Genomic DNA, 24,993 nt, shown 5'->3' with positions numbered 1-24,993 from the left:
CGATGAAAAGCCCCGCCCAACGCCATTACGAACGCGTCACGGCTGAAAAGGCTGCGGCCTCGGCTGCGCCTGGAGAATCCCTCGCCGGCGCGAGCGCTTACGAGCTGATGCTTGCGAAGCTGGCAACCGATCGCCGGCGCCTCAAATCGATCGCCTCGATCGAACGCAAGATCGCCGTAAAGCGTGCCGAGCTGCTGCCTGAATACGTCGACTATGTTGCGGGCGCACTGGCGGGCGGGCGGGGGGCGCAGGACGATGTTTTAACGACCGTGATGATCTGGCGCGTCGACGCGGGCGACTTCGCCGGCGCGCTCGATATCGCGCGGTATGCCCTCGCGCACCGGATGACGCTGCCCGATCAATACGACCGGCCGCTCGCGACCGCGATCGCCGAAGAATTCGCCGAAGCTGCACTGGCCGCGTACAAGCACGGCGCGAGCGTGATGCGCGTGAATGCTGCGCAGCTCGTCGAAGTCGCGCAGCTCACCGCGTCGGCCGACATGCACGATCAGGTGCGCGCGAAATTAAACAAGGCCCTCGGCTATATGGCCGAACACGGCGGCGATACACCGGCCGCCCTCGATCACCTACGCCGTGCGCTCGAACTCGATTCGCGCGTCGGCGTGAAACAGGACATTGCCCGGCTAAAGAAAGCCAGCAATGCGGCCGACGGCAACGCCGACCGCATGTAAAGAGCCCCCCGGCTGGGCGGCGCCGGCTGACGATCGCAACACCTGACGGAAACGCGATCCGACGCCGGCCCACCGCCCACTATTTCAGAGCTGAAACCATGAGTAGCTTTAACGCGATCGCAGAACCGACCATCACGCCCGAGCCAACCCCGCCGGCGGCCGAGCTGATCGTGACTAACGCGCCCTGGTTTCCCTCGATCGACCTGGCGCACATGCGCCAGGCGGTGCGCCTCGATGGCACCGTGACACATGCACGCCTGCGCGACGCGGTGATCGCCGCGATCGACGAAGTAAATCGCGAGCTGTCGGCGTGGCGCCTGTCCCACCAGGCCGCCGGCGTCGCAACGCTCGCCGAGCTGCCGGCCGACGATATCGGCGGTGAAAGCGTGCAGCTCGCGCGCTATCGCCGCGCCGTCTATTACCTCGCGCGTGCTGCCGTGACCGAGCAATACCGCGATTTCGATAGCACGAAATCGGGCGCGGCCGACGCGGCCGAGCTGGAGACGACGATCGACGCCGATCGCCGCAACGCACGCCAGGCAATCAACGACATGCGCGGCGTCGCGCGAACGACGATAGAGCTGATCTGATGCGCGTCTATGCACAACAGGGCGATACGGTCGACTCACTTTGTTATCGCTATCTCGGCCGCACGCAAAGCGTCGTCGAAGCGACGCTAGAACTTAACGCCGGCCTGGCCGATCACGGCCCCGTGTTGCCGCTCGGCCTCACCGTGGATCTACCCGACCCGCCGAACGATCAATCAACGATCCAGCTCGTCAACCTTTTCGATTAACCCGGAGTCGCCAACATGGCCGAACCTAGCACCACCACGCTCGCCGCTGTCTCGGCCGGCATTGGCTTTGCAAGCCTGTTTCCCGGCATCGACGGCAATGCGCTGATCGGTGCATTTACCGGCGCCGCGCTGGTCGTCGTCACGTCGAAGGACCTGTCGCTCGGCAAGCGCCTTGCATATCTGGTGATTTCGCTGATCGCCGGCTATCTCGCCGCGCCCGATGTGGTGAGCCATACGCCGATCACGAGCACCGGCGTTGCTGCTTTCTTCGCTGCCGCTCTGGCGATCACTGTGACCCTGCAACTGATCGAGCGCATCAAGTCTTTCGACCTGTTGTCGCTGTTTCGAAAGGGCTGACCCATGCACAACCCCCTCGCACTGATTGCGCTGATTGCGTACACCGTCGCCGCGCTGTGCATCCTCGTCTATCGCCGCGACGGCTCACGGCATCGCACTCACATTTCATGGTTCGCCTGGCTGCTGCTGGTCGTGCTCGGCGGCTCGGCGATCGAGCTGGCGTTGCACGCGAAGGCGGTCGGCTATTTCGAAGCGGCCCGCGCCGTTCTTTTCGCTGTTCTCATTTTTGGCGCACGCGGCAACGTCGCGCGCCTGCTGCGGAGTACATGACATGATCCTTAGAAAAGGTGATATCGGCGACGATGTGTCGTTATTGCAAAAGCGCCTCACGCGCGCTGGCTTTCCGGTCCCCGAGACTCACGTTTTCGACCATGAAACCGAATCCGCGGTGATGGCCCTGCAGAAAGCTCGCGGCCTCGTGATCGACGGCATCGCCGGCCCGAAAACGATGATCGCCTTGCCGGGCGTCGCGCTGCCGAGGCACCTTACCGATACCGACCTCGTGCGGACGGCCGACGCGCTGGGCGTGTCCGTCGCATCGATCCGCGCCGTCAACGAAGTCGAATCACGCGGCGAAGGCTTTTTGACCGATGGCCGGCCCGTGATCCTGTTCGAGCGGCATGTGTTCTACAAGCGCCTGAAAGCGCGAGACCTCGACGCTGAAGCACTTGCGGCGAAGTATCCGAACATCGTATCGAGCACCGCCGGCGGTTACATGGGCAAGGCGGCCGAATACACCCGGCTCGCGACAGCCGAGCGTATCGACGCGGACGCGGCGCACGAGTCGGCGAGCTGGGGCGCGTTTCAAATCATGGGCTATCACTGGAAAGCCCTGGAGTATTTGAGCATCGCCGATTTCGTCGCACGCATGCAGCGCAGCGAAGGCGATCATCTCGACGCGTTCGTGAGGTTTATCGCGGGCGACACGGCCTTGCTTTCCGCGCTGAAGGGTAGGAAGTGGGCGGCCTTTGCGAAAGGCTATAACGGCCCGGATTACGCCCGCAACCTGTATGACGCGAGGCTCGCCCAGGCATACGCGAAATATGCCGATCGCGAGAAGGCGGTGGCATGAACGCGATCGCCGTGCGCCTCGGCGCGATCGCGCTCGTCGTGCTCGCGCTCGTCGCCGGCTGGTTTTACGTGAAAAGCCTGCGCGCCGAGCTGGTCGCAGCACAAGACGACGCACGCACCGCGAAAGAGACGGTCGGCCGTCGCGACGCACTGATCGCCGATCTACAGAAGAAAGCGCGCGACGACGCGCAAGCGCTCGCGCAGCTCGAAGCGAAGCGCCAACGCATCGCGGCCGACCTCGCGCAATTCGAAACCGACTTTGAGGCCTTGAAGCATGAAAACGAAACGGTTCGCGCCTGGGCTGACGGCGCTTTGCCTGACGCTGTTGTGCGCCTGTACAACCGGCCCGCGATCACCGGAGCCGACGACTTCGTTTCAGCAATGCGCGCCCGTCGCGCGCTGCACGCTACCGGCGATGGCCCTGCGTACTAACGACGAGCTGCGCCGCGCGCTCGACGTGACTGAGGCGGCCTGGGGCGAATGCGCGGCCCGTGTCGACATGATCGCGACGTGCCAGGCGCAAGGCTTGCCCGTGCCCGACAAGGCCGACCATGAATAAGGCGACCAGTCTGCGCCGTGCCCTCACGGTGGCCGTGCCGTCACTCGCGGTCGATCCCGACAAGCTGCTCGTGTTCATCGACGCCGGCAACATCGTCGGCACCGGCGCCGTGTCGCTATCGTTCGATTACGCGTACACCCTCAACGTCATCATTGAGGATTTCGCCGGCGACGCCGATACCGTGTTCGTCGCGGTGATGGCATGGGTTCGGCGCAATCAATCTGACTTGCTCACGAATGACGATTTGCGAAAGTTGGGCATTTCTTTCGAAGCCGATCAACTGACGCAAACGACCGTCGATCTGTCGATCAAGCTGCGGCTTACCGAAAGTGTCGTCGTCGGCACCAATGACGCCGGCGAACAGACGATCGAACACGTCGGCGAGCCTGTGCCCGAATGGGACGTAAATAGCCTGGTCGATCCGCAATGGACGAGTTAAGCGCGCTCGAATCCTGGGCGGGCACGCTGCTCACGCAGCTCGCGCCGGCCGCTCGCCGCGTGGCGACGCGCGAAATCGCGCGCGAGCTGCAACGCAGTCAACGCACGCGCATCGCGCAGCAACGCAACCCGGACGGCACCGGATTCGAGAAGCGCAAGCCGCGCCCGAAAAAGCACCTGCGCGACAAGGCCGGCCGCATCAAGCGTGCGGCGATGTTCGCGAAGCTGCGGCAAACACGCTATCTCCGCACCGAATCGGACTCGGCCGGCCTTACGATCGGCTTTGCCGGCCGCGTGGCACGCGTGGCACGCGTCCACCAGTACGGCGAAACCGATCGCGTCGCCAAGGGCGGCCCCTCGTACAAATATCCGGCCCGCGTGCTGCTCGGATTTACTGACGCCGAGCGCAATTTGATTCGCGATCTGTTGCTCAAACATATCGCGCGCTGATCGCTCGCCCCTCAAAATATGTACCCGGCACGCTAACAAACGCCGCGTGATGACTCGCGCGTGCGTGCTCGGCAACATGGAGGCATGAACGCAAACGAATCCTCACGCCAATTTTTGAATGGCATTCGCAAAGGCACGGTATTAGAAGTGCAGGGCGCGCTATGTCGGGTGGAAAGCGGCGATTTATCTACCGACTGGATTCAATGGTTCGTGCCTTTTGCCGGCGAAACGATCGCGTGGCTTGCGCCCTCGATCGGCGAAGGCGTAATGCTGTTGTGCCCGAGCGGCGACCCGGCGCAAGCCGTCGCGCTGCGCGGTTTCTATTCCGAAGATTTCCCCCCGCCGAGCACTGACCCGGCGAAGCACGTCCGCAAGTATCGCGACGGCGCAACCGTCGAATACGACACGGCCGCCCACTCTCTCACCGCCAAATTGCCCGCCGGCGCGACCGTGCTGATCGTCGCGCCTGGTGCGGTCAACGTGCAGACCAAGGCCGCAACCATCGAAGCGGACGAAATGACGATCGACGCGAAAAACACCACCGTAACGGGCGCGATGCTGGTTAAAGGTGCGTTCGCGTTCGAGTCGGGCATGACCGGCAAGAGCGGTTCAGGCGGTTCGACCATGAAGATCGACGGCGGGGCCGAATTCACGCAAGACGTGATCGCAGCCGGCGTCAGTACATCGAAGCACAAGCACCAGGCGCAAGGCGCGAACGCCCCGACAAGTGAGCCGACGAAATGAAAGGCATGAACGCATTTACCGGTCGCGCGACGGCCGGCCTCGCACACCTGTATCAATCGATCTCGAAGATTCTGACGACGCCGATCGGCACGCGCATCGCGCGCCGCGAATTCGGTTCCGAGCTGCCCGAGCTGGTCGACGCGCCGAACAATGGCGCGACGCGTGTTCGCCTGTATGCGGCGATCGCGACCGCGCTGATGCAGTGGGAACCCCGCTTGCGCCTGTCGCGCGTGCAGCTCTCGACGGAACAGACCGACACTGGCGCGGGCGTGCAGGTTGTCGACATTGAAGGCTCGACTACCGAAACCGGCGATCCGGTATCGACGCGCGTGCAGCTCACGAACGGCGGTGCAGCGTGAGCGCAACCCCGATCGATCTGTCGCGTCTGCCCTCGCCCGATATCGTCGAAACGATCGATTTCGAAACGCAGCTCGCCGAGCGCAAGGCGAAACTCGTGTCGCTCTATCCGGCCGACCAACGGGACGAAGTAGCGGCGGCGCTCGCGCTCGAATCCGAGCCGATGAACATTCTTTTGCAGGAAAACGCCTATCGCGAAGTCGTGTTGCGTCAACGCGTCAACGATGCCGCGCGCTCGATCATGCTGGCCTATGCGCAAGGCACGACCCTCGAACACCTTGCCGCGCTGTTCGAAGTGCAACGCCTGACGATTACCGAGCCTGACCCGGCCAACGATATCGACGGCGTTTATGAGGACGACACCGACTTGCGCGCCCGCACGCAGCTCGCGCCGCAAGGCTTTTCCGTCGCCGGCCCCGAGGGGGCATACATCAAGCATGCGCGCGACGCCGATGGTCGCGTGCTCGATGCCTCGGCCGTTAGCCCCGCGCCGTGCGAAGTCGTCGTTACTGTCCTGTCGCGCGAAGGCGATGGCACGGCAGACAAGCCGCTTGTCCACAAGGTGCAAGCCGCGCTCTCGGCCGATGATGTGCGCCCGCTCACGGACTTCGTAACGACGCGCAGCGCAACCATCAAGCGATATGCGGTTCGCGCGACCCTCATTTTCTTCGCCGGCCCCGATCGCTCTGTCGCACTCGCCGAGGCAAACAGGCGCGTCAAGGCGTACACGGCCGAAATGCACAAGCTCGGCATGGAAATCACGCTCGACGGCATCTATGCCGCTGCGCGAGCGCCTGGCGTGCAAAAGGTGATTCTCGACGAGCCGGCCGCCGATATTCCGATTTCGAAAATGGAGTCGGCTTACTGCACAGCTATCGAGCTGATCGACGGGGGCATTTACAACAATGAGTGATCTGCTCGCCCCGAACTCGTCGACCACCGAGCGCAACCTTGCGCATGTCGGCGCACGCATTAGCGACATTCCGTCGCCGCTCGCCGCACTGATGGACCCTGACGCGATCCCGCTGCCGCTGCTGCCCTGGCTCGCGTGGCACCTCGGCGTCGACGCATGGAAAGACTACTGGCCCGAGCAAACGAAGCGCGCCCGCGTCAAGGCCGCCATTCCGATCGCACGCAAGAACGGCACGGCCGCTGCCGTGCGCCAGGTCGTCGCCACGTTCGGCGCAAACGTCGCGCTGCGCGAATGGTTCGAGCAAACGCCGCGCGGCAAACCGGGCACGTTCGACGTAGTGCTTACGGTCAGTTCGCGTAACGGCGAAGCGCCGACCGCTGCATTCGTCGCCGACATCATCGCAGAGATTGATCGCACCAAGCCCGTGCGCGCGCATTACACCTTCACGCAAGGCTTTTCCATGCGGGGCACGCAGCGCGTCGCGGCGGCCGTTCGGTGCGCGCTGTATCGCCGTCTTTCATTCTCGGATATCTGAACATGGCCGCAACCCTCATCACTGTTACTGACGCTGGACGCGCCGCGCTCGTTGCGCCTAGCAATGACGGCACCAACGCGCACAAGATCGTCGAAATCGGCCTCGCGAGCGCCCCTTTCATCGCTGACAAGGCAATCAAGGCGCTGCCAGGCGAGCGCAAGCGCATCAAGACATTCGCCGGCGAGAACGTTGCGCCCGACACGATCCATGTGACGTTGAAAGACGACACCGCCGATCAATTCACGCTATACGGCTTTGGCCTGTACCTCGAAAACGGCGTGCTGGTCGCGGCCTATGGGCAGGCAACGCCGATCATGGAAAAGTCGCCTGATGCGCTGCTGATGCTGTCGGCCGATATGCAGTTCGCGACGATCGACGCGGCGCAGCTCGTGTTCGGCGACGCGTCTTTCACGAACCCGCCGGCAACGACGCAACGCCAAGGCGTTATCCAGCTCGCCACGCAAGCCGAAGTCGACGCCGGCGCAGACGACACGCACGCGGTCACGCCCAAGACGGCGGCGAAGCGATACGCGGCCCTTATTGGCGCCGATTTTTCCGGCCCCGTTAAGGCGCCCGCCCTCTCTGCCGATGCCGCGACCCTCGGCGGTGCGACGCTCAAAAACACGTTGCGTCAAGCCGTGTTGTCAGTCGCGAATTTTGACGGCCTGTCGATTGAAGCAACGGACGCACCGACCGCGACGAAAAAGCCGATCGCAATTGCCCCTTGGGGCGGCAACGTGATCGTCGGCACGACCGCCAACGATGGTATGGGCCTGTTGCAAGTCGCCGGCCTGATTACCGCGCAAACGCCGCCGGCAGGCGACCAGTCGCGCCGCGTGGCGACTACCGAGTTTGTGATCGCCGCGATCGCCTCGGCCACGGTCGGCACGATCGTTTTCGAAGCTCGTACAACGGCGCGCGCCGGATTCCTCAAGCTCAACGGCGCAATACTCCGTCGCGCTGACTATCCGGCCTTGTGGGCCTATGCACAGGCGAGCGGCGCAATCGTCGCTGAGGCGATATGGACGGCAAACAACTGGGGTTGCTTCTCGACAGGCGACGGCGCGACGACCTTTCGAATCCCCGAGCTGCGCGGCGAATTCCTGCGCTGCTGGGATGACGCGCGCGGCGCTGATTCGGGCCGAGGTATCGGTACCTATCAAGGCTCGCAAAACATCTACCACGCCCACGGGGCCAGCTCGGCATGGATCGGCGATCACATTCACAGCGCATGGACAGACACGCAAGGCTGGCACGGCCACGGCGTCAATGACCCCGGCCACGCCCACACCGTACACGGTCAAGACCCCGGCTTCGGCGGCGATGTCAGGGACTCGGCCGCGATGGTTCGTGGCGATCAGGGCTGGAGACGCGCTGACCAGGTGGTCTCTGGGTCAGGCACCGGGATCTGGCTGAACGGCGACGGCAACCACGGCCACGGCGTCGGTATCGGCGGCGCCGGCGGCCACGCTCACGGCATCACCGTTAACGCTGACGGCGGCAACGAAGCACGGCCGCGAAATATCGCCCTGCTCGTAATGATCCGCGCTTACTGAGGTAACTAACCATGCTCATTCATCAATACGACGCCGAGACCGGCCAATACACGTCAAGCCGCCTGGCTGATTCCGACCCGCTCAATCTCGATCGCTGGCTTGTGCCTGCATTCAGCACGGCCGCCGAGCTGCCGGCACGCACGCCGCTTACATGGCCGTTCTACATCAACGGCGCATGGAAGCTGCTGCCCGACTATCGCGGCCGGATGCTGCACAGACAGGACAACGGCCAGGCGGCTGAAATCCTCGTCGCCGGCACCACGCCCGCCGAGAACGGCTTGACGGAAACGCCGCGCCCCTCCGACGAATACACCTGGTGCGAAGGGGCCTGGGCGATCGATCCGGCTGTCGTCGCCGAGAAGGCGCGCGCGGCGGCAATGGCGGAGTTTGAAAAGCGCATGACGTACGCCCGAACGATGAACAACGGCAAGGCCGATGCGATCGCGGTCGGCCTGCTGACGCCCGAGGAGGCCTATTACTTCCGCGCCTGGTCGACCTATCAGCTCGCCCTTGTGCGGGCGATACAGCACGAAGGGTTCCCCGATGCCGTGACATGGCCGGCCGAGCCGATTTCGTTCGAAGAGGTGATGGCCCCGGTAAAGGCTGAATTCGACGTGCGCATGACGAAGGCGAAGGCCTTCACGGATGGCAAGGCCGACGCCTATGCAGCCGGCACTCTCTCAGACCAGGAGGCTTACGAATTCAGGGTATGGATCGCCTATCAGACCGCCCTTTCGCTCGCGCTCGAGCGCGACCCGCTGCCGGCCGTTCGCTGGCCGGATGAACCGCAACCGTATCCGTCACCGACGACGCCGGCAACGCCGGCCCCGTCGTCGGCTGACACCGCGCCGGAAACCCCGGCCGACCCCGCGTAACGCCGCAAGCGTCGCGAGCTGCAATCCGCCCTTTCACTGCCCTTTTTAACCTGGAATACACATGGCAACTGACTACCACCACGGCGTGCGCGTTATCGAAATCAACGAAGGCACGCGCCCGATTCGCACCGTATCGACGGCCGTTGTCGGCCTCGTGGCGACCGGCCTCGATGCGGATAAAGACCTGTTCCCGCTCGATACGCCCGTGCTGCTGACGAACATTCAATCGGCGCTCGGCAAGGCCGGCGACAAGGGCACGCTTGCCCGCTCGCTCGAAGCCATTTCGGCACAAACGAAGCCCGTCACGATCGTCGTGCGAGTCGCAGAAGGAACCGACGACGCCGCGACGACAAGCAACGTTGTCGGCAAAACCGATATCAGCGGCCGTTACACCGGCATGCAAGCGCTACTCGCCGCGCAAGCACGGCTCGGCGTCAAGCCGCGCATCCTGGGCGCCCCTGGCCTCGATACGCAACCGGTCGCGATCGCCCTCGCCACGCTCGCGCAGAAACTGCGCGGGTTCGGCTACGTGTCGGCGAATGGTTGCGAAACCAAGGAAGCGGCGACCACGTACCGCAAGCAATTCAGCCAACGCGAGCTGATGGTTTTGTGGCCGGATTTCGTCGGCTGGAACACAAGCACGAACGCATATGGCACGGTCGACGCAACGGCGATCGCGCTCGGCCTGCGCGCGAAGATCGACGAAGAAACCGGCTGGCACAAGACGCTTTCGAATATCGGCGTCAATGGCGTCACGGGTATCAGCCGCGATGTTTTCTGGGACTTGCAAGACCCGACGACGGACGCGGGTTATCTGAACGAGCACGATGTGACGACCCTGATTAACTCGAAGGGGTATCGCTTCTGGGGTTCGCATACCTGCTCGGATGATCCGCTGTTCGCGTTCGAGAACTACACGCGCACCGCGCAAGTGCTCGCCGACACGATGGCCGAGGCGCACATGCTGTATGTCGACAAGGATTTGCACCCGTCGCTCGTGCGCGACCTGATCGAAAGCATCAATGCGAAATTCCGCGAGCTGATCCGCAATGGCTATCTGATCGGCGGAGAAGCATGGTTCGACGAAAGCGCGAACGACAGGGATTCGCTCAAGGCCGGCAAGCTCGCGATCGATTACGACTACACGCCGGTTCCGCCGATCGAAAACCTGATGCTGCGCCAGCGCATCACCGACCGTTACCTCGCTGACTTCGCTTCGCGCGTGTCGGCCTAACAAGGAGCAATAGAACATGGCATTGCCGAAGAAACTCAAGGCATTCAACCTTTTCCAGAACGGCGAAAACTTCGTCGGCCAGGTTGCCGAAGTCACGCCCCCGAAACTGACGCGAAAGATGGAGGCCTATCGCGGCGGCGGCATGAATGGCCCCGTCGATATCGACCAGGGGCAAGAGGGCATCGTGCTCGAATGGACGTGCGGCGGCCTCATGCGTTCCGTGCTGACGCAATACGGCATCACGAAGCATGACGGCGTGCAACTGCGCTTCGCGGGCGCCTACCGTGCCGACGATTCGGGCAAGCCCGACGCCGTTGAAATCGTCGTGCGCGGCCGTCACAAGGAAGTCGATTTCGGCAACGCGAAGCCGGGCGACGATACCGCTTTCAAAGTCTCGACGACTTGCAGCTATTACAAGCTGACGATCAACGGCGAGACCGTCATCGAAATCGACCTGATGAACATGATCGAGAACGTCAATGGCGACGATCTGCTCGCCGATCTGCGCAAGGCGATCGGCCTGTAACGCACACCGGCCCGCGTAGACCGCGCGGGCCTCACCGAATCCCCTATCTGAGAGATAACCATGTCCAACCTCGACACGCCCATGCACGCGCACCACATCACCGACCCCGGCCACTCGCACAGCATCACGCCGGCGGCGCAACCCAAGCCGAACACCGTCACGCTCGACGCGCCGATCGAGCGCAACGGCGGGCAGACCATCACCGAAATCACGCTGCGCAAGCCGGCATCCGGCGAGCTGCGCGGCACGTCGCTCAATGCCCTCGTGAATCTGGACGTCGACGCGCTCGGCAAGGTGTTGCCGCGCATCTCGTCGCCGGCGCTCACCGAATTCGACGTGCAGCAGCTCGACCCCGCTGACCTCGTGCAATTGGGGGTCGTGTTCGCTGGTTTTTTGCTGCCGAAGCGTGCTCAGTAGAGCACGGCATACCTGACCGGGTTGAAGAAGCGATGGCCGATATCGCGACGGTCTTTCACTGGACCCCGCGCGATATGTGCGACTTCACCCTCGTCGAATTGGCTGAATGGCGCGAGCGGGCGCGCTCGCGCAGTGGAACGGAATAACAATGGCAAACGGTAACGACCTTAAATTGCGCGTGCTGTTCGACATGATCGACGGCGCAACAAAGCCCCTACGCAACATCATGAACGGCAATAAGGGCCTTGTGAAGTCGCTTAAAGAGTCTCGTGAAGAACTCGGCAAGCTACAGAAGGCACAAAAGGACGTTGCCGCGTTCCGCGAAATGCGCACGGGCCTCGCCGGCACGGCGCGCGAACTTAGCAGCGCGCAGACCCGCGTTAAAGAACTGGCCGGCGGCCTGCGCGCGTTCGGCCCGCCGAGCCGGCAAACGATCGCCGACTTTGAAAAGGCGAAACGCTCTGTCGTTCAGCTCACGGCCTCGCACGGCCAACAGGCGACGAAGGTTGACGAGCTGCGCACGCGCCTCGCCGGCGCGGGTATCAGCACGCGCAACCTGTCGCAGCATGAGCGCGAGCTGCGCGCCAGCATCGCGGCGACCACCGGCACTATGGGCGGGCAGATGGAAAAGCTCGAACAGCTCACGCAGCGCGAGAAGGCTGTCGCCGCTGCGCGCATGAAAATGAACAGGCTGCAAGGCACCGCGGCGAATATGGCCGTCGCCGGCTATGCCGCGAAGGCAACCGGCTCGCACATCATGGGCGACCTCGCCGAAACGCTCGACCAGTCCAAGGCATTCGAAAGCGAAGCCGTGCGCATCAAGGCGCTCGGCCTCGGCGATCACGCCACGGCCGACGCGATCAAGTACGCGAAAGCTATGAAACAGATGGGCACGAGCACAACGGACAATATGACGCTCATGCGCGACGCGCTGACCATCTTCGCCGACGAGCACCATGCGCAAATGGTGATGCCGACGCTCGCCAAGATGAAATTCGTAAACGAATCACTGTTCGGCGCCGAGGACGGGCACGCGAACGAAGAAAAGTTTATGAACATGCTGAAGGTGATCGAGCTGCGCGGCGGCACGAAAAACGAAGCAACGTTCAAAGACGAAGCGAACATGGTGCAAAAAGTCATCACGGCGACCGGCGGCCGTGTCGGCGGCGACCAGTGGATGCAGTTCATTCAGACCGGCGGCGTCGCGGCGAAACAGATGCGTAAGGACGCGTTTTTCTATCAGATGGAGCCGCTGATTCAGGAAATGGGCGGGCACGCTGTCGGCACCGGCCTCATGTCAGCATACAACAACGTCTATCAGGGCAAGACCACCGTGAAGGCCGCGCGCGAGCTGGTAGGCCTCGGCCTGATTCGTAAAGACGGCGTTGAGTACAACAAGATGGGACAGGTCAACCACTTCAAAACCGGCGCGCTGATGGGTAGCGACATTCTGAAGGCCTCGCCGCTCGAATGGATGGAAAAGGTATTGCTGCCCAAGCTGGCCGCGAAGGGCGTGACCGACCCCGACAAGGTCAAGGACACGATCGCAACGATTTTCACCAATCGCACTGCTGCAAACCTGTTTACGACGATGTACATGCAGCGCGATCAAATCCACAAGAACGAGCGATTGAACGCGGGCGCTGACGGCATCGACGACGGGGCGAAAAAGGCGGAGGCGATGACCCAAGGGCGCGAACTCGAAGCCCTCGCGAAAATCCGCAACCTCAAACTCGAAATCGGCGAGAAGGTTTCGCCGATCTATAACGCCGGCCTGTCGCTCACGGCCGGCTTGCTCGATCGCGTCACGGGATTCATGAAAGAGCACAGCAAGGCCGCGCAAGTCGTGCTCGTGACACTTGCCGCGCTCGCCGCGATGCTCGTCGGCGGCGGTATGTTCACGATCGCACTTGCCGGCGTGCTCGGCCCGCTCGCGCTCGTGCGTTTCAGCATCACGACGCTAGGCCTGCAAGGCGGCATCCTGTCGCGCGTGCTCGGCTTGCAGGCGGCCGCGTGGAGATTTCTGGGGCGCGGCATCATGTTCGCCGGCCGCGCGATGCTTGCGAACCCGATCGGCTTGGCGATCACCACGATCGCGGTCGGCGCTTACCTGATCTTTCAGTATTGGGAGCCGATCAAGGCCTTTTTCGGCGGCCTATGGGCACAGGTTCAACAGGCGTTCGCCGGCGGCCTTTCAGGTATCGGCGCCCTCATTGTCAACTGGTCCCCGCTCGGCCTGTTCTATCAGGCCTTTGCGGCCGTGATGCAATGGTTCGGCATCGACATGCCGACGAAGTTTTCGGAATTCGGCGGCAACCTGCTCGCGGGTCTTGTCAACGGCATCACAAGCGGCCTCGGAGCGGTGAAAGATGCGATCACCAACGTCGCAAGCAATACGGTCGACTGGTTCAAGGAAAAGCTCGGCATTCATAGCCCGTCGCGCGTGTTCGGCGAGCTGGGCGGGTTCATCACCCAGGGCGCGGCGATCGGTATGGAAAGCGAGCAAGGCCGCATCGCGAAAGCGGCGGTCGGCCTGGCGACGCTCGCGGCGACCACGTTCGCGGCGCCTGGTGCCGCACAGGCCGCCGGCGGCCTCGGTGTACCCATTGACGCCCGCCCCGCCCTGCAAGCCCGCCAGGCGGCCGGAAATTCTGCAGGCGGAGCATCGTCGGCCGGCGGCGATCAATACATTTTCAACATCACCGGCAACGACACGAAGGCGATCCGCGCCGAAGTCGAAGCCGTGTTGCAGAAGATCGAGCGCGAGAAGCGTGCGCGCGCCGGCTCGCGCCTGTCCGATTAACCGGGAGAGAGAACAATGATGATGGCTCTAGGGCAGTTCGTTTTCAGTCTGTCGACCCTCGCCTATCAAGAGCTGCAACGGCGCACGAGCTGGAAGCATGCGAGTACGTCGCGCGTCGGCGCACGCAACGCGCGGCAATTCCTCGGCGACGGCGACGACACGATCACCATGACCGGATGGTTTGCCCCCGACCAGGGTATCGGCAAGCTCTCGTCGCTGGCCAATCTGCGATCGATGGGAAGCGACGGCGACGCCTATGCGCTCGTCGACGGCACGGGCACGGTGTACGGTGCGTTCGTTATCGAAGGCCTCGACGAAGGGCAAACGCTTCACCAGAAAGACGGTATGCCGAGGCGCATCGAATTCACATTGAGCCTCACGCGCGTCGACGACGGTCTTGTGAGGACGAAAACCGAGCCGAAGAAGGACCAGGCGCAATGAAGCAACCAACGCCCATTTATCAAATCACCCTCAACGGGAAGGATCTGACTGGCAAGATCGAGCCGCGCCTTGTGAGCCTGTCGCTCGACGAGTCTCGATCGGACGATGCCGATACGCTTACGCTCGTGCTCGACGACTCAGACGGCAAGCTCGCGATTCCGAAACGCGGCGAAGTCGTACGCGTGTCGTTCGGATGGGCCGACACTGGCCTCGTCGACAAAGGGTCTTTCACGATCAACGAAATCGAACACGCCGGCTCACCGGATACGCTCACCATTCAGGCGCGATCGGCCTCGATGACGAAGGACATAAGCGAACGAAGGGAAAAGAGCTGGCACGGCGAAACGATCGGCGCGATCGTGCGCAAGATCGCTGGCACGCACGGCCTGAAACCGGCGATCGCCGAAGCCCTTGCGAAAATCGCGATCTCGCACATCGATCAAACGCACGAGTCGGATATGTCGTTTCTCACGCGCCTCGCGAAGCGATACGATGCCGTGATGAACGTGAAGGATTCGCACTTGCTGTTCATGCCGATCGGACACGGCACGAGCGTAAGCGGCAAGCCGCTCGCCTCGATCGAACTGACGCGCAAGAGCGGCGATCAACACTATTACCACGTATCCGAGCGCGAGAACTATGCCGGCGTGCGCGCGTTCTATCACGCGACCGGTCGCGCAAAGCGCAAGTCTGTCGTCGTCGGAGGCGAGAACAATCACAGCATCAAGGTATTGCCCGAGACGTATCCGACCGAAGCCGAGGCACGCGCGGCCGCAACGGCCGAACTCAACCGCACGCAGCGCAGCCAGGCGACCATGAGCTATACGCTCGCGCTCGGCCGGCCCGACCTATACCCCGAGGTTCCAGTCTATCTGAACGGGTTCAAGCCCGATATCGACAACGAGTCATGGCTTGCGAAGAAGGTAAGGCACTCGATCGCCGATGGTGGATATACGACCGCGCTCGAACTGGAAACGCGCGACGATCCGACAAGCGGTCGACACCGCTCGCACTTTCGCAAAGGTGGCTCATGAATCGCGGTCAACCTTTGAGATACCCGAGCATGGCGCCCATGACACCCATGCGGCCACGCTGATCGAGTTTGCGAAATACGCTCAGAAACTGCTGTTCGTCTTCCGGGATACCGGCTTCCGCGAACCGGCCGGTAACGATATAGGCTGCGTCCAGGCCCAGTGCGTGGACAGCAGCGAGATAGGCCGCGTCGGGCATGCGTTTGCCCGTTTCGTAGTGGGTCTGCGTACCCTTGGACATGCCAACGGCCTGAGCGAGTTGCTCCTGGCTCATGCCCACGCGTAGTCGTTCTTCCTTGAGCCGTTTCGCTGAAGTAGTCATTTGGATAGCAATTTATTGACAAATACACAATCGTGCCATTATATTCTTACGTATTGTAATTATTTGTATGCGTTTGAAAGGTTTCATTGCCTGAGTTCGTTAGATCTGGATGAGCCTGTCGAACGTACGCCAAATCATTGCGCTGCCACGAGGTCGGGCGCACGCCGGGGGGCGTGTCTTTGTCCCAGGAGCCTGAGCCCATGAGAATCACAATCCGCTGTCCGCATTGTGGAACACGACCGATTGCCCGTACCAGCCGCGAAATGTCGGGCACGCTGCGCGAACTGACCTATATGTGTCAGGACCCTGAATGCGGGCATACGTATGTCGCCAACCTTGAAATTGTACGCACGCTGTCGCCGTCAGCGAAACCCAACCCGGCTATCCGGATTCCGTTCTCGCCACATGTGCGCGAACGCATCATGAAGCAGCTTGAACTGACTCTGTAACCACCCTGCCAGCGAGGCCACCATGACAACCACACCTGAGCTGTATCCGCTGGCGATGACTTTCATCGCACAGCATCAGGCGCAGCACCTTGAACACGACCGGCACCTGTTGGTTGAACGGTGCATCGCTCACCTGATCGACGCCGCCGGCGTCTCTGCCAGCACGGCCGAAGATGCGGCGTTGCAGGCAGTTGGTGAGATCGAATCGGGTTGCCGGCGCGAGTACATCGACCTAGCACGCGCGACGGCCTACGCCGTCTTTGTGCATGATCCCGTAAACGGCCGCAAGCGCGTTTTCACGGTCGCCGATCTGATGGGTCTCGTACGGACCCCGGCGCTGGCCAGTCAGCCCGTACCTAGCACACGCACCCTGTCTCATCACGGCATGCCCATGCCCGAGCTGACTAGCGAACACGGCCAGCGCACGCACACCGGCTAAACAGCCCCCTGTCCCCTTTCGCCGTGTATTCCCGCCGATCCATTGTGGATCGACGGGCGGAATTCTTTACGCCTGAAAAAACGTTGAGCATGACACCAACCCTTCATCACGACATCCTGCGCCGCCTTCTGGCTGACTTCGGTTTCAGGGAAAGCCGGGAAAACAGCAACTGGCTACAGCAGGGCTTGTGCCCCTCATGCGGCAAGAAGGAACTGTTTGCGCGCGCCGACAGTCCGTGGTTCGTGCGCTGCGGACGCGCAAACAAATGCGGTTACGAAGAGCATGTGAAAGCGCTCTATCCCGACCTCTTTGAAAAGTGGTCCGAGCGCTATCCGCCGATGCCGGCGAACCCGAACGCGGCGGCCGACGCGTACATGCAGTTTGCACGCGGCTTCGACCCTGCACGCGTGCGCGGCTGGTACACGCAGGAACAGTATTACGACGCGAAGCTGAAAGCCGGTTCGGCAACCGTGCGTTTTGCGGTAGCCGATACGTACTGGGAACGGCTCATTGACGAACCCGGCCGGTTCGGTGGCAAGAAGGCCAACTTCAAATACGGCGGCAGCTATGCCGGTCGCTGGTGGCAACCACCGACGCTCGATCTGTCCACCATCGACGAGGTGTGGCTGGTCGAAGGCATTTTCGACGCGATCGCGCTCGAGCATCACGGGATCGCGGCCGTCGCGCTCATGTCGTGCAACAACTATCCCGAATACGCGCTGGCCGCGTTGCGCGACACGCCCGGCGACAAGCCCCGGCCGCGACTCGTGTGGGCGCTCGACGGCGATCGCGCCGGGCGCAGCTATACAAAGAAATGGGTGCGTCGTGCGAAAGAGGCCGGCTGGACGTGTGAGGCGGCGCTGATTCCGCAAAGCAAGGTCAAGATCGACTGGAACGACCTTCATCAACGCGACCAGCTCGGCGGCGACAATGTGGCCGAATACCGCCACTATGGCGCGCTGCTGCTTGCCGAGACTGCGTTCGACAAGGCCATACTCCTGTACGAGAAGCGCGGTCTGCGAGAATTCCCGTTCGACCATGAGCAGCGCCTGTACTGGTTCAAGCTGGACATGGAGCGCTTCGACCGGGCGCGCGAAGCGGCCGAACAGCAGTCGGGACTCACTGAAAAGAGCCGGCGCGACTACGCGCTGAACGAATCGGGCACGGTGAGCGAGATCGCCAATTGCCTGCCCACCGCGCTCTATTACCAGGCCAATACCCTCACCGACGAAGCCTGGTATTACTTTCGTATCGACTTCCCGCACGGCGGCCACGCTGTCAAGAACACCTTTACAGGCGGTCAGATCGCCTCGTCGGGCGATTTCAAGAAGCGGCTACTGGCAATCGCGCCTGGCGCGTTCTATACCGGTAACGGCACGCAGCTCGACCGCTACCTGAAATCGCAGATGGCCGGCATCCGTTCTGTGCAGACCGTTGATTTCGTGGGCTACAGCAAGGAACACGGCGCATACATCTTTAACGACCTTGCAGTAAAGGGCGGGCAGGTCTATGAGCTGAACGAAGAGGACTTTTTCGATATCGGCAAGCTGAGCGTCAAGACGCTGAACCAGTCGGTATCCCTGAACGTCAACAGGAAGGCCACCGACGAGCAGTATGAATGGCTGGACCGACTGTGGCACTGCTTCGGCGCGAAGGGCGTCGTGGCGCTCGCGTTCTGGTTCGGGTCGCTGTTCGCCGAGCAGATCCGCGCCGAACACAAGAGCTATCCATTTCTGGAAATTGTCGGCGAGCCGGGCGCGGGCAAGTCGACGCTGATCGAATTCATGTGGAAGCTCTTCGGCCGGCGTGACTACGAAGGCTTCGACCCGTCGAAATCGTCGCTCGCCGCACGTGCTCGGAATTTTGCGCAGGTGTCGGGCATGCCGGTCGTGCTGATCGAGGCCGACCGTAGCGGCGGCGAAGACACGGCCAAGGCCCGCTCGTTCGACTGGGATGAACTAAAGACCGCATACAACGGCCGCAGTGTGCGCGCGATCGGCGTCAAGAATGGCGGCAACGAGACACGCGAGCCACCGTTCCGGGGCGCAATCGTCATTAGCCAGAATGCGCAGGTGTCGGCCAGTGAAGCCGTGTTGCAGCGTCTGCTGCATCTGCACTTCGACCGCTCCACGCAGACCCCGCAGACCAAACGCCATGCGGAAGAACTGGAGCGCATGCCGGTTGACGCGGTAAGCGGCTTTCTGCTGGCTTCGATCCGCCGCGAGGCCGACGTAATGAAGACCGTCACGGAGGCGACGCCCCGATACGAACAGCAGCTCCAGGCGCTCGGCGAAATTCGCAGCATGCGTATCGCCAAGAATCATGCGCAGTTGATGTCGCTGGTCGACGCGCTGGCCCATGTCGTGCCACTGGCCGACGAGCGCATTGACGCCGTGCGCACGACGCTGATCGACATGGCAATCAGCCGACAGCGCGCGATCAACGCGGATCACCCGGTCGTGCAGGAATTCTGGGACATGTTTGAGTATCTGGACGGCGACGTCGACGAGCCGCGCCTGAATCACTCGTTTGATGAAAAGCTGATCGCGGTGAACCTGAACCACTTCGCGACGGTGGCCGCCGACCGGCGGCAGACCACGCCGCCGCTGGCCGACCTGAAACGTTATCTGCGCACCAGCCGCTCGCGCCGCTTCATTGAGGTCAAGACCGTCAAAAGCGCGCTGCGCGGACGGGACCCGGCCAACCGCGCCTTGCCGGCCACCGTCAAATGCTGGGTGTTCGAGCGAGCATAGTGCCTGCCACCTTTGGACGTCCGACCAGAATGAAATCGCTGCACTGCCCAGCAACAGATATCGCCACGAAGTTCGCGCCACGCCCTGTTCATGCACCAGAAAAAGATACCAGATGAATACACACTGCCGTTTCTCACCGACGCCGAGCTTCGAATCATCGCGGCCCCTCTTCGCCAGCCTGCGGCCATCATCCGCTGGTTTCGGCGGCAAGGCTTCGATGTGCGGATCAAGCCCAATGGAATGCCGCTCTTGTCACGCACTCACTTTGATGATGTGATGGCCGGGCGAGGCGGTGATACGGTGCATGCGACGCGTCGTCGATCCTGCGAGCCAGATGTGGCCGCCTTCCTCAATAAATACAAACGAACCAGCAAATCCGACAATGGGCCGAACAAGAACACACAATCCACTCGGACTTGACCCGAAGAAGCACGCGCGCCTGTATGCCAAACACGGCGCGTTCTACTATTTCCATCGCGGCGGCCGCTGGGAGCGGCTCGGCACCGATCTGGCCGAAGCGAAGCGCAAGGCGGCGCTGTACAACGATCCTGAATCGTCCTACGGCTCGATGAAGCACTATCTTGACTTGTTCGTCGTGCACTGCGAGCAGCGAGTCACGCGAGGCGAATTGGCCCCGCGTACCTACGTGGATTACAAGCGGGATGTGGAGCCGCTGAAGGACTTCTTCGGCCGCATGACGCCGGCCAGCGTCGAGCCGAAACATGTCGCACGGTATCTCGATGCCGGCGCGGAACTGGGCCGCCCCGTGCGGGCCAATCGTGAAAAGGCGTGTCTTTCCGTATGCTTTACGTGGCTCGTGCGCGGCGGCGACGCCGGCGTCAAGACGAACCCGTGCAGCGGCGTGCGACGCAACAAGGAAAAGAAGCGCGAGCGCTATGTCGAGCACGACGAATACGGCACGGTCCACCGGATGGCGGCCAAGCCTGTGCAGATCCTCATGGAACTGATCTACCGGACATTGCAGCGTCCGGAGGACATCATTCTCTGGACGCGGGCCAACATCGTGACCAAGCGCGAAGGTGACAGCACGCGGCGCGTCCTGCGCAACAGGCAGGGCAAGACCGGCGCAATCGTCGACATTGAGATCACTCCGACGCTCGATGCCGTGTTGCAGTCGGCGCTAAACGATTCAGTGCCGAGTATCAGCAAGACCCTCGTGCACACCCGCAAAGGCGAACCGTATGTGTACAGCGGCCTGACTTCTATGTTGCAGCGATACACGACGAAGGCGAGGCTCACGCCGTTTGGCATTTACGATCTCAAGGCCAAGGGTGCCACCGACATGTGGCTCGCTGGCGTGCCGCTTGAACAGATACAGGTGCTGTGCGGGCATGAGTCGGTGACAACCACCGAGATCTACGTGAAGTGCCGCTGGCGAGGTACGGTGCAGCCAAATTCGCTCCCGCTGGTGTCTAATAAAACTAGCTGAATCCAGCCGGGAAAGGGATGAAACTTGGCGAAAACAGGGAAAAATATTAGACAGATGCGATAGTGAAAGGCTTACTGGTAAAGGCTTTGCGAGGAGCTGGAGTGCGGGACTTTTAATCCGTTGGTCACAGGTTCGAATCCCGTACGGCCTACCATTAGTTTCAAGCACTTAGCCCATCCCTAACCGGATGGGCTTTTTGCTTTTGCGGTACTGTGTAACCGTCATGTAACCAGATGAACGTGAATGCCCTACGCGACCGGTCGGCGCGATAAGTGCCCACCCTGCGGAAGTCAGGAATATGCCCGCGACGGGAGTACCTCACTGCTCCCGTAAGTGTATCGGGTTGTGGTGTCGCCAAAGTTGGCTGTTCGAAGCGTGGCACTAAAAGCACAATTTTCACAACGACTGTGTGTGCCAACGCGCGCTTTTGGCCGCACTACGTCCTACGAGCGAGAGGGGCAATTGTCTCGCGCGCGCGCGTCATTCAAAAGGCATAAATCGTCGACCCGTTGCGGCCGGTCGAGCTTTACTGTCCCATGACCGCAATCAACCCTGAAGCAGACATCCACAGTCGACCGGCATCAGTTCCCACGCAATTAAAGCAATTATTGAAAATTGCTGTGGGCAACGACTGCCAACCGGCGTCGAATTTCTATTCGTTCTGTTCCTGATTTTGTAGCATTTTCCTAGAGCGACTGACAATGACCGCGTCCAGCGATGGAGCAAATGCCAATCCAGTGAATATAGCTGCGATATTACTCAACTCTGATTTCAATGAGTGCGGAATAGCTTCCATCAGCCGCTCTACGAACCAAAGTGCAAAAACCGAACCACCAAAGCCGGCTGCCTCATGCAATTGTGCCGAAGCGGCATCTCTAAGTGTCCCCATGAGCAAAGCGCTTATACCCCAGGATTTAAGGCACTGAACCCGTTTTTCATATAAACGGACGTCCGCATTAAGTTGCTCTATAGCCTCTTGCAATTTCTCAGGGGAGGAACCATCACTCATCAGGCGTCTAGCGAGCGTACGGAATTGCGCTACAGAGTGCGGCGAAAAGTTCTTTGCCACCTCTAACGCCGGTATCTCTACGGGAGCAAGCAATTCACTGACAATCTTGTGCATTCGATTCGATGCTGGCGACGAGGGCACTTGTGATACTCGACCAAAATAACTTGCAATAATCGCAGCGTGCGCATCAAGTGAAAATTCTTCGGTGATTGCTGAGGGAATGTACGTTGCGCTCAGCGCCAAACTCCACTCCACGTGCGCACCTGCCAGCATCATTTCAAGGTGCGTGTCTTGTCCATGAATGGCTTGCACAATATTTGCAACGTGTGGGCCGATACCGACGCCTAAGCATGCAATTGCTCCGCGCTCAGTAAAGAAGTCGTATTGCCTCCCCAAAATCTTTGCATAACTCCTAAGAATGTTAGACAGAGGATGATCGCCCACATTCTTAATAATCGCCTTGATTAGACTGATTCGCTCGAACGCCGAAAATGGGCCATAAAGCAAAGGATCTTTCTTTTGACCAACTTCAAACACTCGACTGGCCAACTCTCTTGAAAGAATAATACTGGAAGAATTTGCTTCGAATGCAGATTGAATCAACCTGGATTCATAGTGCGAAACAGAATAAGGCAGAACTAAGCGAATTCGATTCATCGAGGCCAACTCACCTAGGTCAGCTTCCGATATTCCAAATCTTTTAAGTGTGCCACCACCGATTTCGATGCGCTGAGGGATAATATTAATGCAATCGTAAATTGTCAATAATTCAGATAATTGAACCTCACTGCAATCGGCCGCATCGATAAGACATGAAAGCTGAGACGGTTCATGAATCACCCTTTCGTCCAGCTTGCAAATTTCCCGTCGCCTAACAAATTCCCGCCACCGGTCTTCGTCTCTTTGAGCGAGTTGACCCATGAAATTGGGGCGATTTGAGAGCTCATTCGAAAGCGAAAGAGTCAGTTGTTCTGTAACTGGCAAAACTTTAGCAGGTAGCGCGTTTTCTAAGGAGGTCGCGAATAATAGCTGCTTACTTGGTTGATCAATGGAAAGAAAACCAAGTTTGACTCGATTTTTTTCTTCTTCTGGTAGCGTCCCCGGTGTCGAGAATGTCCAAAGTGCAGTACGCGGATCGTACGTAAGGCTGCCGACGGGCATATTTGGCGTAGCCAGGCACAGCAATCGATTCGCCTCGACGAGATTAAGAGGAGAATTTGATAACCATAAATCTGCCTTTATATTTGATGGAACATCAATCGGTTTCGCCCCTGTCGGAAGGATCAGGACGATTTCGATATTGCAATTTATCGGGCGGATGTGATTATTGAATTCACCGAGAAAATCTTCAAACTGATCTCGCGAGCAATTTACCAAAATGAAGAAATTTATATTGATCCCGTACAGGGAGGACTCGCACTCGGGGTGGAGGAATTGAAATTGGAAGAACGACCATATTGAAAGTCGCCTTTGAAATTCGATATTTACCGCAAGCGCATCATTATTCGGCAGCCCTGATTCTCGGTATTCCATAGATCATTTAATAACAGTAGGTTGTTTGATGTATCTCGATTTTACACTGCATCCATCGGAGTGGTTGTGGCGTCAAGAAAAGCTCTCCGAGGTCAATGGTAAATCGCACGTTTGCCAGCAGGACATTGGTATTCGTCATCCCGCGCAATGTAGATGAAGTCCGCCCGATCGAATCGGCCATGGCATTTTGCGCTTGATGTCGTGGGCTTCGGCAACATGACCGCAATCCCTGCATCCGCACACTCCTTGATCTGAGGCCCACTGTAGTAGCCACGATCGGCGAGCGCCCGCAGTCTGGTTCTGCCCATCGCATCGCGCGCAGCTTTCGCAATAGGGCTGAGCTGAGCCCGGTCACTACCAGAGTTTGTGACCTCGTGAGCAACGATGAGGTGGTGTTTGGCGTCAACTGCCACCTGTACGTTGTAGCCCACTATTCCCGAGCCTTTGCCGCTCGTCGCCATGGAACGCGCGTCGGGATCGGTCATCGAGAGTTGGCCGTCAGGCTCTGTCTTGAGCTGCTCCTTGATCTGGTCGAGCTTGTGCATCTGCTCGCGCAAGCGCGCGATCTTGTCCTGCAAACGGGCCGTCTTTGCTTCCAGTTCAGCGGGTTGCGTACGATCGGCCGTCTCCAGAGCGTTCAGATACCGCTGGATGCTCTCCTCAATCTGCTTTTGCCGCTTGTCGACCTTACCCTCGGTGAAGTTGCGATCGCGAGTGTTGACCGCCTTGAACTTGCTGCCGTCGATGGCAACCAGCGCTTGCGAGAACAGTTTCAGCTCACGGCACAGAACGACGAAGCGGCGACAGACGTTACGAATGCCGGTGCCGTTATCACGACGGAAATCAGCTATGGTCTTGAAGTCCGGCGCCAGGCGGCCGGTGAGCCACATCAATTCAACATTACGCTGGCATTCACGTTCTAGGCGCCGGCTCGATTGAACCTGGTTCAGGTAGCCGTAGATATAGATCTTCAACAGCACGGCTGGGTGATAGGACGGGCGCCCTGTAGTCGATGGCATCGCGCCGGCGAAACCCAGTGATTCAAGGTCAAGCTCTTCAACGAACGCCTCGATGATCCTCACCGGATTGTCATCAGCGACGAAGTCATCGAGGCATTCTGGAAGCAGCGTCACCTGCTTGCGATCTTCACCTTCTATGAATCGCTTCATCCGGTCACCCATGCTGGACGAGTTAATCCAGTGTAGGCGATCAACGCGTTTTCACACACCCTCGACCCACAAGG

The 24,993-nt window shown here is 60.5% G+C and carries 30 protein-coding genes and 1 pseudogene; 28 read left to right on the top strand and 3 right to left on the bottom strand.

From position 1 onward, the window contains the following. Positions 1 to 2: 2 nt before the first annotated feature. From gpM to V8683_RS08710, 23 genes are all read left to right on the top strand, one after another. Complete coding sequence (gpM, locus tag V8683_RS08820) at positions 3 to 692, top strand: phage terminase small subunit (protein ID WP_411188660.1); 690 nt, start codon at positions 3 to 5, stop codon at positions 690 to 692. A gap of 98 nt (positions 693 to 790) precedes the next feature. Further along, complete coding sequence (locus V8683_RS08815; RefSeq protein WP_411188659.1) at positions 791 to 1,282, top strand: head completion/stabilization protein; 492 nt, start codon at positions 791 to 793, stop codon at positions 1,280 to 1,282. Next, positions 1,282 to 1,488: a tail protein X gene (locus V8683_RS08810; RefSeq protein ID WP_411188658.1), complete on the top strand. Its 207-nt coding sequence runs from the start codon at positions 1,282 to 1,284 to the stop codon at positions 1,486 to 1,488. The genes V8683_RS08815 and V8683_RS08810 overlap by 1 nt, the downstream gene beginning before the upstream one ends. A 15-nt stretch (positions 1,489 to 1,503) precedes the next feature. Then, positions 1,504 to 1,845: a putative holin gene (locus V8683_RS08805; RefSeq protein ID WP_411188657.1), complete on the top strand. Its 342-nt coding sequence runs from the start codon at positions 1,504 to 1,506 to the stop codon at positions 1,843 to 1,845. 3 nt (positions 1,846 to 1,848) lie between these two features. Next, the gene (locus V8683_RS08800; RefSeq protein WP_411188656.1) at positions 1,849 to 2,115 is read left to right on the top strand and encodes a phage holin family protein; all 267 of its coding nucleotides are present in this window, start codon (positions 1,849 to 1,851) and stop codon (positions 2,113 to 2,115) included. Position 2,116: 1 nt separating this feature from the next. Beyond that, positions 2,117 to 2,917 (top strand): N-acetylmuramidase domain-containing protein, encoded by an 801-nt coding sequence (locus tag V8683_RS08795; RefSeq protein WP_411188655.1) that lies wholly within the window; start codon positions 2,117 to 2,119, stop codon positions 2,915 to 2,917. Continuing rightward, a complete protein-coding gene (gene lysB, locus V8683_RS08790; RefSeq protein ID WP_462848024.1) occupies positions 2,914 to 3,348 on the top strand; it encodes an Rz-like lysis system protein LysB in 435 nt (144 codons plus the stop codon). The genes V8683_RS08795 and lysB overlap by 4 nt, the downstream gene beginning before the upstream one ends. Then, the gene (gene lysC / locus V8683_RS08785) at positions 3,242 to 3,475 is read left to right on the top strand and encodes an Rz1-like lysis system protein LysC (RefSeq protein WP_411188653.1); all 234 of its coding nucleotides are present in this window, start codon (positions 3,242 to 3,244) and stop codon (positions 3,473 to 3,475) included. Before lysB ends, lysC begins: the two co-directional genes overlap by 107 nt. Beyond that, the gene (locus V8683_RS08780) at positions 3,468 to 3,914 is read left to right on the top strand and encodes a phage tail protein (protein WP_411188652.1); all 447 of its coding nucleotides are present in this window, start codon (positions 3,468 to 3,470) and stop codon (positions 3,912 to 3,914) included. Before lysC ends, V8683_RS08780 begins: the two co-directional genes overlap by 8 nt. Then, complete coding sequence (locus tag V8683_RS08775; RefSeq protein WP_411188651.1) at positions 3,902 to 4,363, top strand: phage virion morphogenesis protein; 462 nt, start codon at positions 3,902 to 3,904, stop codon at positions 4,361 to 4,363. The genes V8683_RS08780 and V8683_RS08775 overlap by 13 nt, the downstream gene beginning before the upstream one ends. Before the next feature lie 84 nt (positions 4,364 to 4,447). Continuing rightward, positions 4,448 to 5,107, top strand: coding sequence for a phage baseplate assembly protein V (locus tag V8683_RS08770; protein ID WP_411188650.1), 660 nt, complete (start codon positions 4,448 to 4,450; stop codon positions 5,105 to 5,107). Further along, complete coding sequence (locus tag V8683_RS08765; RefSeq protein WP_411188649.1) at positions 5,104 to 5,466, top strand: GPW/gp25 family protein; 363 nt, start codon at positions 5,104 to 5,106, stop codon at positions 5,464 to 5,466. The genes V8683_RS08770 and V8683_RS08765 overlap by 4 nt, the downstream gene beginning before the upstream one ends. Then, positions 5,463 to 6,377, top strand: coding sequence for a baseplate J/gp47 family protein (locus V8683_RS08760; RefSeq protein WP_411188648.1), 915 nt, complete (start codon positions 5,463 to 5,465; stop codon positions 6,375 to 6,377). Before V8683_RS08765 ends, V8683_RS08760 begins: the two co-directional genes overlap by 4 nt. Continuing rightward, positions 6,370 to 6,912, top strand: coding sequence for a phage tail protein I (locus V8683_RS08755; protein ID WP_411188647.1), 543 nt, complete (start codon positions 6,370 to 6,372; stop codon positions 6,910 to 6,912). Before V8683_RS08760 ends, V8683_RS08755 begins: the two co-directional genes overlap by 8 nt. 2 nt (positions 6,913 to 6,914) lie before the next feature. Continuing rightward, positions 6,915 to 8,468 (top strand): phage tail protein, encoded by a 1,554-nt coding sequence (locus V8683_RS08750; protein ID WP_411188646.1) that lies wholly within the window; start codon positions 6,915 to 6,917, stop codon positions 8,466 to 8,468. A gap of 11 nt (positions 8,469 to 8,479) precedes the next feature. Further along, the gene (locus V8683_RS08745) at positions 8,480 to 9,343 is read left to right on the top strand and encodes a tail fiber assembly protein (RefSeq protein WP_411188645.1); all 864 of its coding nucleotides are present in this window, start codon (positions 8,480 to 8,482) and stop codon (positions 9,341 to 9,343) included. Positions 9,344 to 9,404: 61 nt separating this feature from the next. Continuing rightward, positions 9,405 to 10,577 (top strand): phage tail sheath protein, encoded by a 1,173-nt coding sequence (locus V8683_RS08740; RefSeq protein ID WP_411188644.1) that lies wholly within the window; start codon positions 9,405 to 9,407, stop codon positions 10,575 to 10,577. 16 nt (positions 10,578 to 10,593) lie between these two features. Further along, the gene (locus V8683_RS08735; RefSeq protein ID WP_411188643.1) at positions 10,594 to 11,103 is read left to right on the top strand and encodes a phage major tail tube protein; all 510 of its coding nucleotides are present in this window, start codon (positions 10,594 to 10,596) and stop codon (positions 11,101 to 11,103) included. A gap of 60 nt (positions 11,104 to 11,163) precedes the next feature. Then, a complete protein-coding gene (locus V8683_RS08730; RefSeq protein ID WP_411188642.1) occupies positions 11,164 to 11,520 on the top strand; it encodes a phage tail assembly protein in 357 nt (118 codons plus the stop codon). 32 nt (positions 11,521 to 11,552) lie between these two features. Further along, on the top strand, positions 11,553 to 11,666 hold the full coding sequence (locus tag V8683_RS08725; RefSeq protein ID WP_411188641.1) for a GpE family phage tail protein: 114 nt from the start codon (positions 11,553 to 11,555) through the stop codon (positions 11,664 to 11,666). Between the two features lie 2 nt (positions 11,667 to 11,668). Then, positions 11,669 to 14,323 carry a phage tail tape measure protein gene (locus V8683_RS08720; RefSeq protein WP_411188640.1) on the top strand — a complete coding sequence of 885 codons (2,655 nt, stop codon included), beginning with the start codon at positions 11,669 to 11,671 and terminating at the stop codon, positions 14,321 to 14,323. 15 nt (positions 14,324 to 14,338) lie between these two features. After that, a complete protein-coding gene (locus tag V8683_RS08715; protein WP_411188639.1) occupies positions 14,339 to 14,764 on the top strand; it encodes a phage tail protein in 426 nt (141 codons plus the stop codon). Then, positions 14,761 to 15,798, top strand: a complete 1,038-nt coding sequence (locus V8683_RS08710; protein ID WP_411188638.1) for a phage late control D family protein — start codon at positions 14,761 to 14,763, stop codon at positions 15,796 to 15,798. Before V8683_RS08715 ends, V8683_RS08710 begins: the two co-directional genes overlap by 4 nt. A gap of 7 nt (positions 15,799 to 15,805) precedes the next feature. Here V8683_RS08710 and V8683_RS08705 read toward each other — a convergent pair whose 3' ends face one another. Then, entirely contained in the window at positions 15,806 to 16,117 is a 312-nt protein-coding gene (locus V8683_RS08705) for a helix-turn-helix domain-containing protein (protein ID WP_411188637.1), read from the bottom strand. A gap of 200 nt (positions 16,118 to 16,317) precedes the next feature. Here V8683_RS08705 and V8683_RS08700 point away from each other — a divergent pair, with 200 nt between their 5' ends. From V8683_RS08700 to V8683_RS08680, 5 genes are all read left to right on the top strand, one after another. After that, the gene (locus V8683_RS08700; RefSeq protein WP_411188636.1) at positions 16,318 to 16,566 is read left to right on the top strand and encodes an Ogr/Delta-like zinc finger protein; all 249 of its coding nucleotides are present in this window, start codon (positions 16,318 to 16,320) and stop codon (positions 16,564 to 16,566) included. 22 nt (positions 16,567 to 16,588) lie between these two features. Next, positions 16,589 to 17,005 carry a hypothetical protein gene (locus V8683_RS08695; RefSeq protein ID WP_411188635.1) on the top strand — a complete coding sequence of 139 codons (417 nt, stop codon included), beginning with the start codon at positions 16,589 to 16,591 and terminating at the stop codon, positions 17,003 to 17,005. 89 nt (positions 17,006 to 17,094) lie between these two features. After that, entirely contained in the window at positions 17,095 to 19,758 is a 2,664-nt protein-coding gene (locus V8683_RS08690) for a toprim domain-containing protein (RefSeq protein WP_411188634.1), read from the top strand. A gap of 90 nt (positions 19,759 to 19,848) precedes the next feature. Beyond that, the gene (locus V8683_RS08685) at positions 19,849 to 20,178 is read left to right on the top strand and encodes a DUF4224 domain-containing protein (protein ID WP_411188633.1); all 330 of its coding nucleotides are present in this window, start codon (positions 19,849 to 19,851) and stop codon (positions 20,176 to 20,178) included. Further along, positions 20,141 to 21,208 carry a tyrosine-type recombinase/integrase gene (locus V8683_RS08680; RefSeq protein WP_411188632.1) on the top strand — a complete coding sequence of 356 codons (1,068 nt, stop codon included), beginning with the start codon at positions 20,141 to 20,143 and terminating at the stop codon, positions 21,206 to 21,208. The genes V8683_RS08685 and V8683_RS08680 overlap by 38 nt, the downstream gene beginning before the upstream one ends. Before the next feature lie 652 nt (positions 21,209 to 21,860). Here the strand turns inward: V8683_RS08680 and V8683_RS08675 are convergent. Together V8683_RS08675 and V8683_RS08670 are read right to left on the bottom strand one after the other, a co-directional pair. Further along, positions 21,861 to 23,750, bottom strand: coding sequence for a hypothetical protein (locus V8683_RS08675; protein ID WP_411188631.1), 1,890 nt, complete (start codon positions 23,748 to 23,750; stop codon positions 21,861 to 21,863). Between the two features lie 98 nt (positions 23,751 to 23,848). Then, positions 23,849 to 24,919: pseudogene (locus tag V8683_RS08670) on the bottom strand (IS1182 family transposase); the annotation flags it as partial. Positions 24,920 to 24,993: the final 74 nt, after the last annotated feature.

This window comes from Paraburkholderia sp. AV2 (assembly GCF_054968425.1).
This window is presented reverse-complemented; position numbering and strand designations above follow the sequence as displayed.

What these genes read in the sequence shown, in the direction of transcription:
- gpM (WP_411188660.1), top strand. Translation starts at nt 3, where the DNA reads ATGAAAAGCCCCGCCCAACGCCATTACGAACGCGTCACGGCTGAAAAG.
- lysB (WP_462848024.1), top strand. Translation starts at nt 2,914, where the DNA reads ATGAACGCGATCGCCGTGCGCCTCGGCGCGATCGCGCTCGTCGTGCTC.
- V8683_RS08755 (WP_411188647.1), top strand. Translation starts at nt 6,370, where the DNA reads ATGAGTGATCTGCTCGCCCCGAACTCGTCGACCACCGAGCGCAACCTT.
- V8683_RS08720 (WP_411188640.1), top strand. Translation starts at nt 11,669, where the DNA reads ATGGCAAACGGTAACGACCTTAAATTGCGCGTGCTGTTCGACATGATC.
- V8683_RS08795 (WP_411188655.1), top strand. Translation starts at nt 2,117, where the DNA reads ATGATCCTTAGAAAAGGTGATATCGGCGACGATGTGTCGTTATTGCAA.
- V8683_RS08725 (WP_411188641.1), top strand. Translation starts at nt 11,553, where the DNA reads ATGGCCGATATCGCGACGGTCTTTCACTGGACCCCGCGCGATATGTGC.
- V8683_RS08815 (WP_411188659.1), top strand. Translation starts at nt 791, where the DNA reads ATGAGTAGCTTTAACGCGATCGCAGAACCGACCATCACGCCCGAGCCA.
- V8683_RS08715 (WP_411188639.1), top strand. Translation starts at nt 14,339, where the DNA reads ATGATGATGGCTCTAGGGCAGTTCGTTTTCAGTCTGTCGACCCTCGCC.
- V8683_RS08780 (WP_411188652.1), top strand. Translation starts at nt 3,468, where the DNA reads ATGAATAAGGCGACCAGTCTGCGCCGTGCCCTCACGGTGGCCGTGCCG.
- V8683_RS08690 (WP_411188634.1), top strand. Translation starts at nt 17,095, where the DNA reads ATGACACCAACCCTTCATCACGACATCCTGCGCCGCCTTCTGGCTGAC.
- V8683_RS08685 (WP_411188633.1), top strand. Translation starts at nt 19,849, where the DNA reads ATGCACCAGAAAAAGATACCAGATGAATACACACTGCCGTTTCTCACC.
- V8683_RS08770 (WP_411188650.1), top strand. Translation starts at nt 4,448, where the DNA reads ATGAACGCAAACGAATCCTCACGCCAATTTTTGAATGGCATTCGCAAA.
- V8683_RS08695 (WP_411188635.1), top strand. Translation starts at nt 16,589, where the DNA reads ATGACAACCACACCTGAGCTGTATCCGCTGGCGATGACTTTCATCGCA.
- V8683_RS08805 (WP_411188657.1), top strand. Translation starts at nt 1,504, where the DNA reads ATGGCCGAACCTAGCACCACCACGCTCGCCGCTGTCTCGGCCGGCATT.
- V8683_RS08745 (WP_411188645.1), top strand. Translation starts at nt 8,480, where the DNA reads ATGCTCATTCATCAATACGACGCCGAGACCGGCCAATACACGTCAAGC.
- V8683_RS08675 (WP_411188631.1), bottom strand. Translation starts at nt 23,750, where the DNA reads ATGGAATACCGAGAATCAGGGCTGCCGAATAATGATGCGCTTGCGGTA.
- V8683_RS08800 (WP_411188656.1), top strand. Translation starts at nt 1,849, where the DNA reads ATGCACAACCCCCTCGCACTGATTGCGCTGATTGCGTACACCGTCGCC.
- V8683_RS08740 (WP_411188644.1), top strand. Translation starts at nt 9,405, where the DNA reads ATGGCAACTGACTACCACCACGGCGTGCGCGTTATCGAAATCAACGAA.
- V8683_RS08765 (WP_411188649.1), top strand. Translation starts at nt 5,104, where the DNA reads ATGAAAGGCATGAACGCATTTACCGGTCGCGCGACGGCCGGCCTCGCA.
- V8683_RS08810 (WP_411188658.1), top strand. Translation starts at nt 1,282, where the DNA reads ATGCGCGTCTATGCACAACAGGGCGATACGGTCGACTCACTTTGTTAT.
- V8683_RS08710 (WP_411188638.1), top strand. Translation starts at nt 14,761, where the DNA reads ATGAAGCAACCAACGCCCATTTATCAAATCACCCTCAACGGGAAGGAT.
- V8683_RS08735 (WP_411188643.1), top strand. Translation starts at nt 10,594, where the DNA reads ATGGCATTGCCGAAGAAACTCAAGGCATTCAACCTTTTCCAGAACGGC.
- V8683_RS08730 (WP_411188642.1), top strand. Translation starts at nt 11,164, where the DNA reads ATGTCCAACCTCGACACGCCCATGCACGCGCACCACATCACCGACCCC.
- V8683_RS08700 (WP_411188636.1), top strand. Translation starts at nt 16,318, where the DNA reads ATGAGAATCACAATCCGCTGTCCGCATTGTGGAACACGACCGATTGCC.
- V8683_RS08750 (WP_411188646.1), top strand. Translation starts at nt 6,915, where the DNA reads ATGGCCGCAACCCTCATCACTGTTACTGACGCTGGACGCGCCGCGCTC.
- V8683_RS08705 (WP_411188637.1), bottom strand. Translation starts at nt 16,117, where the DNA reads ATGACTACTTCAGCGAAACGGCTCAAGGAAGAACGACTACGCGTGGGC.
- V8683_RS08680 (WP_411188632.1), top strand. Translation starts at nt 20,141, where the DNA reads ATGGGCCGAACAAGAACACACAATCCACTCGGACTTGACCCGAAGAAG.
- V8683_RS08775 (WP_411188651.1), top strand. Translation starts at nt 3,902, where the DNA reads ATGGACGAGTTAAGCGCGCTCGAATCCTGGGCGGGCACGCTGCTCACG.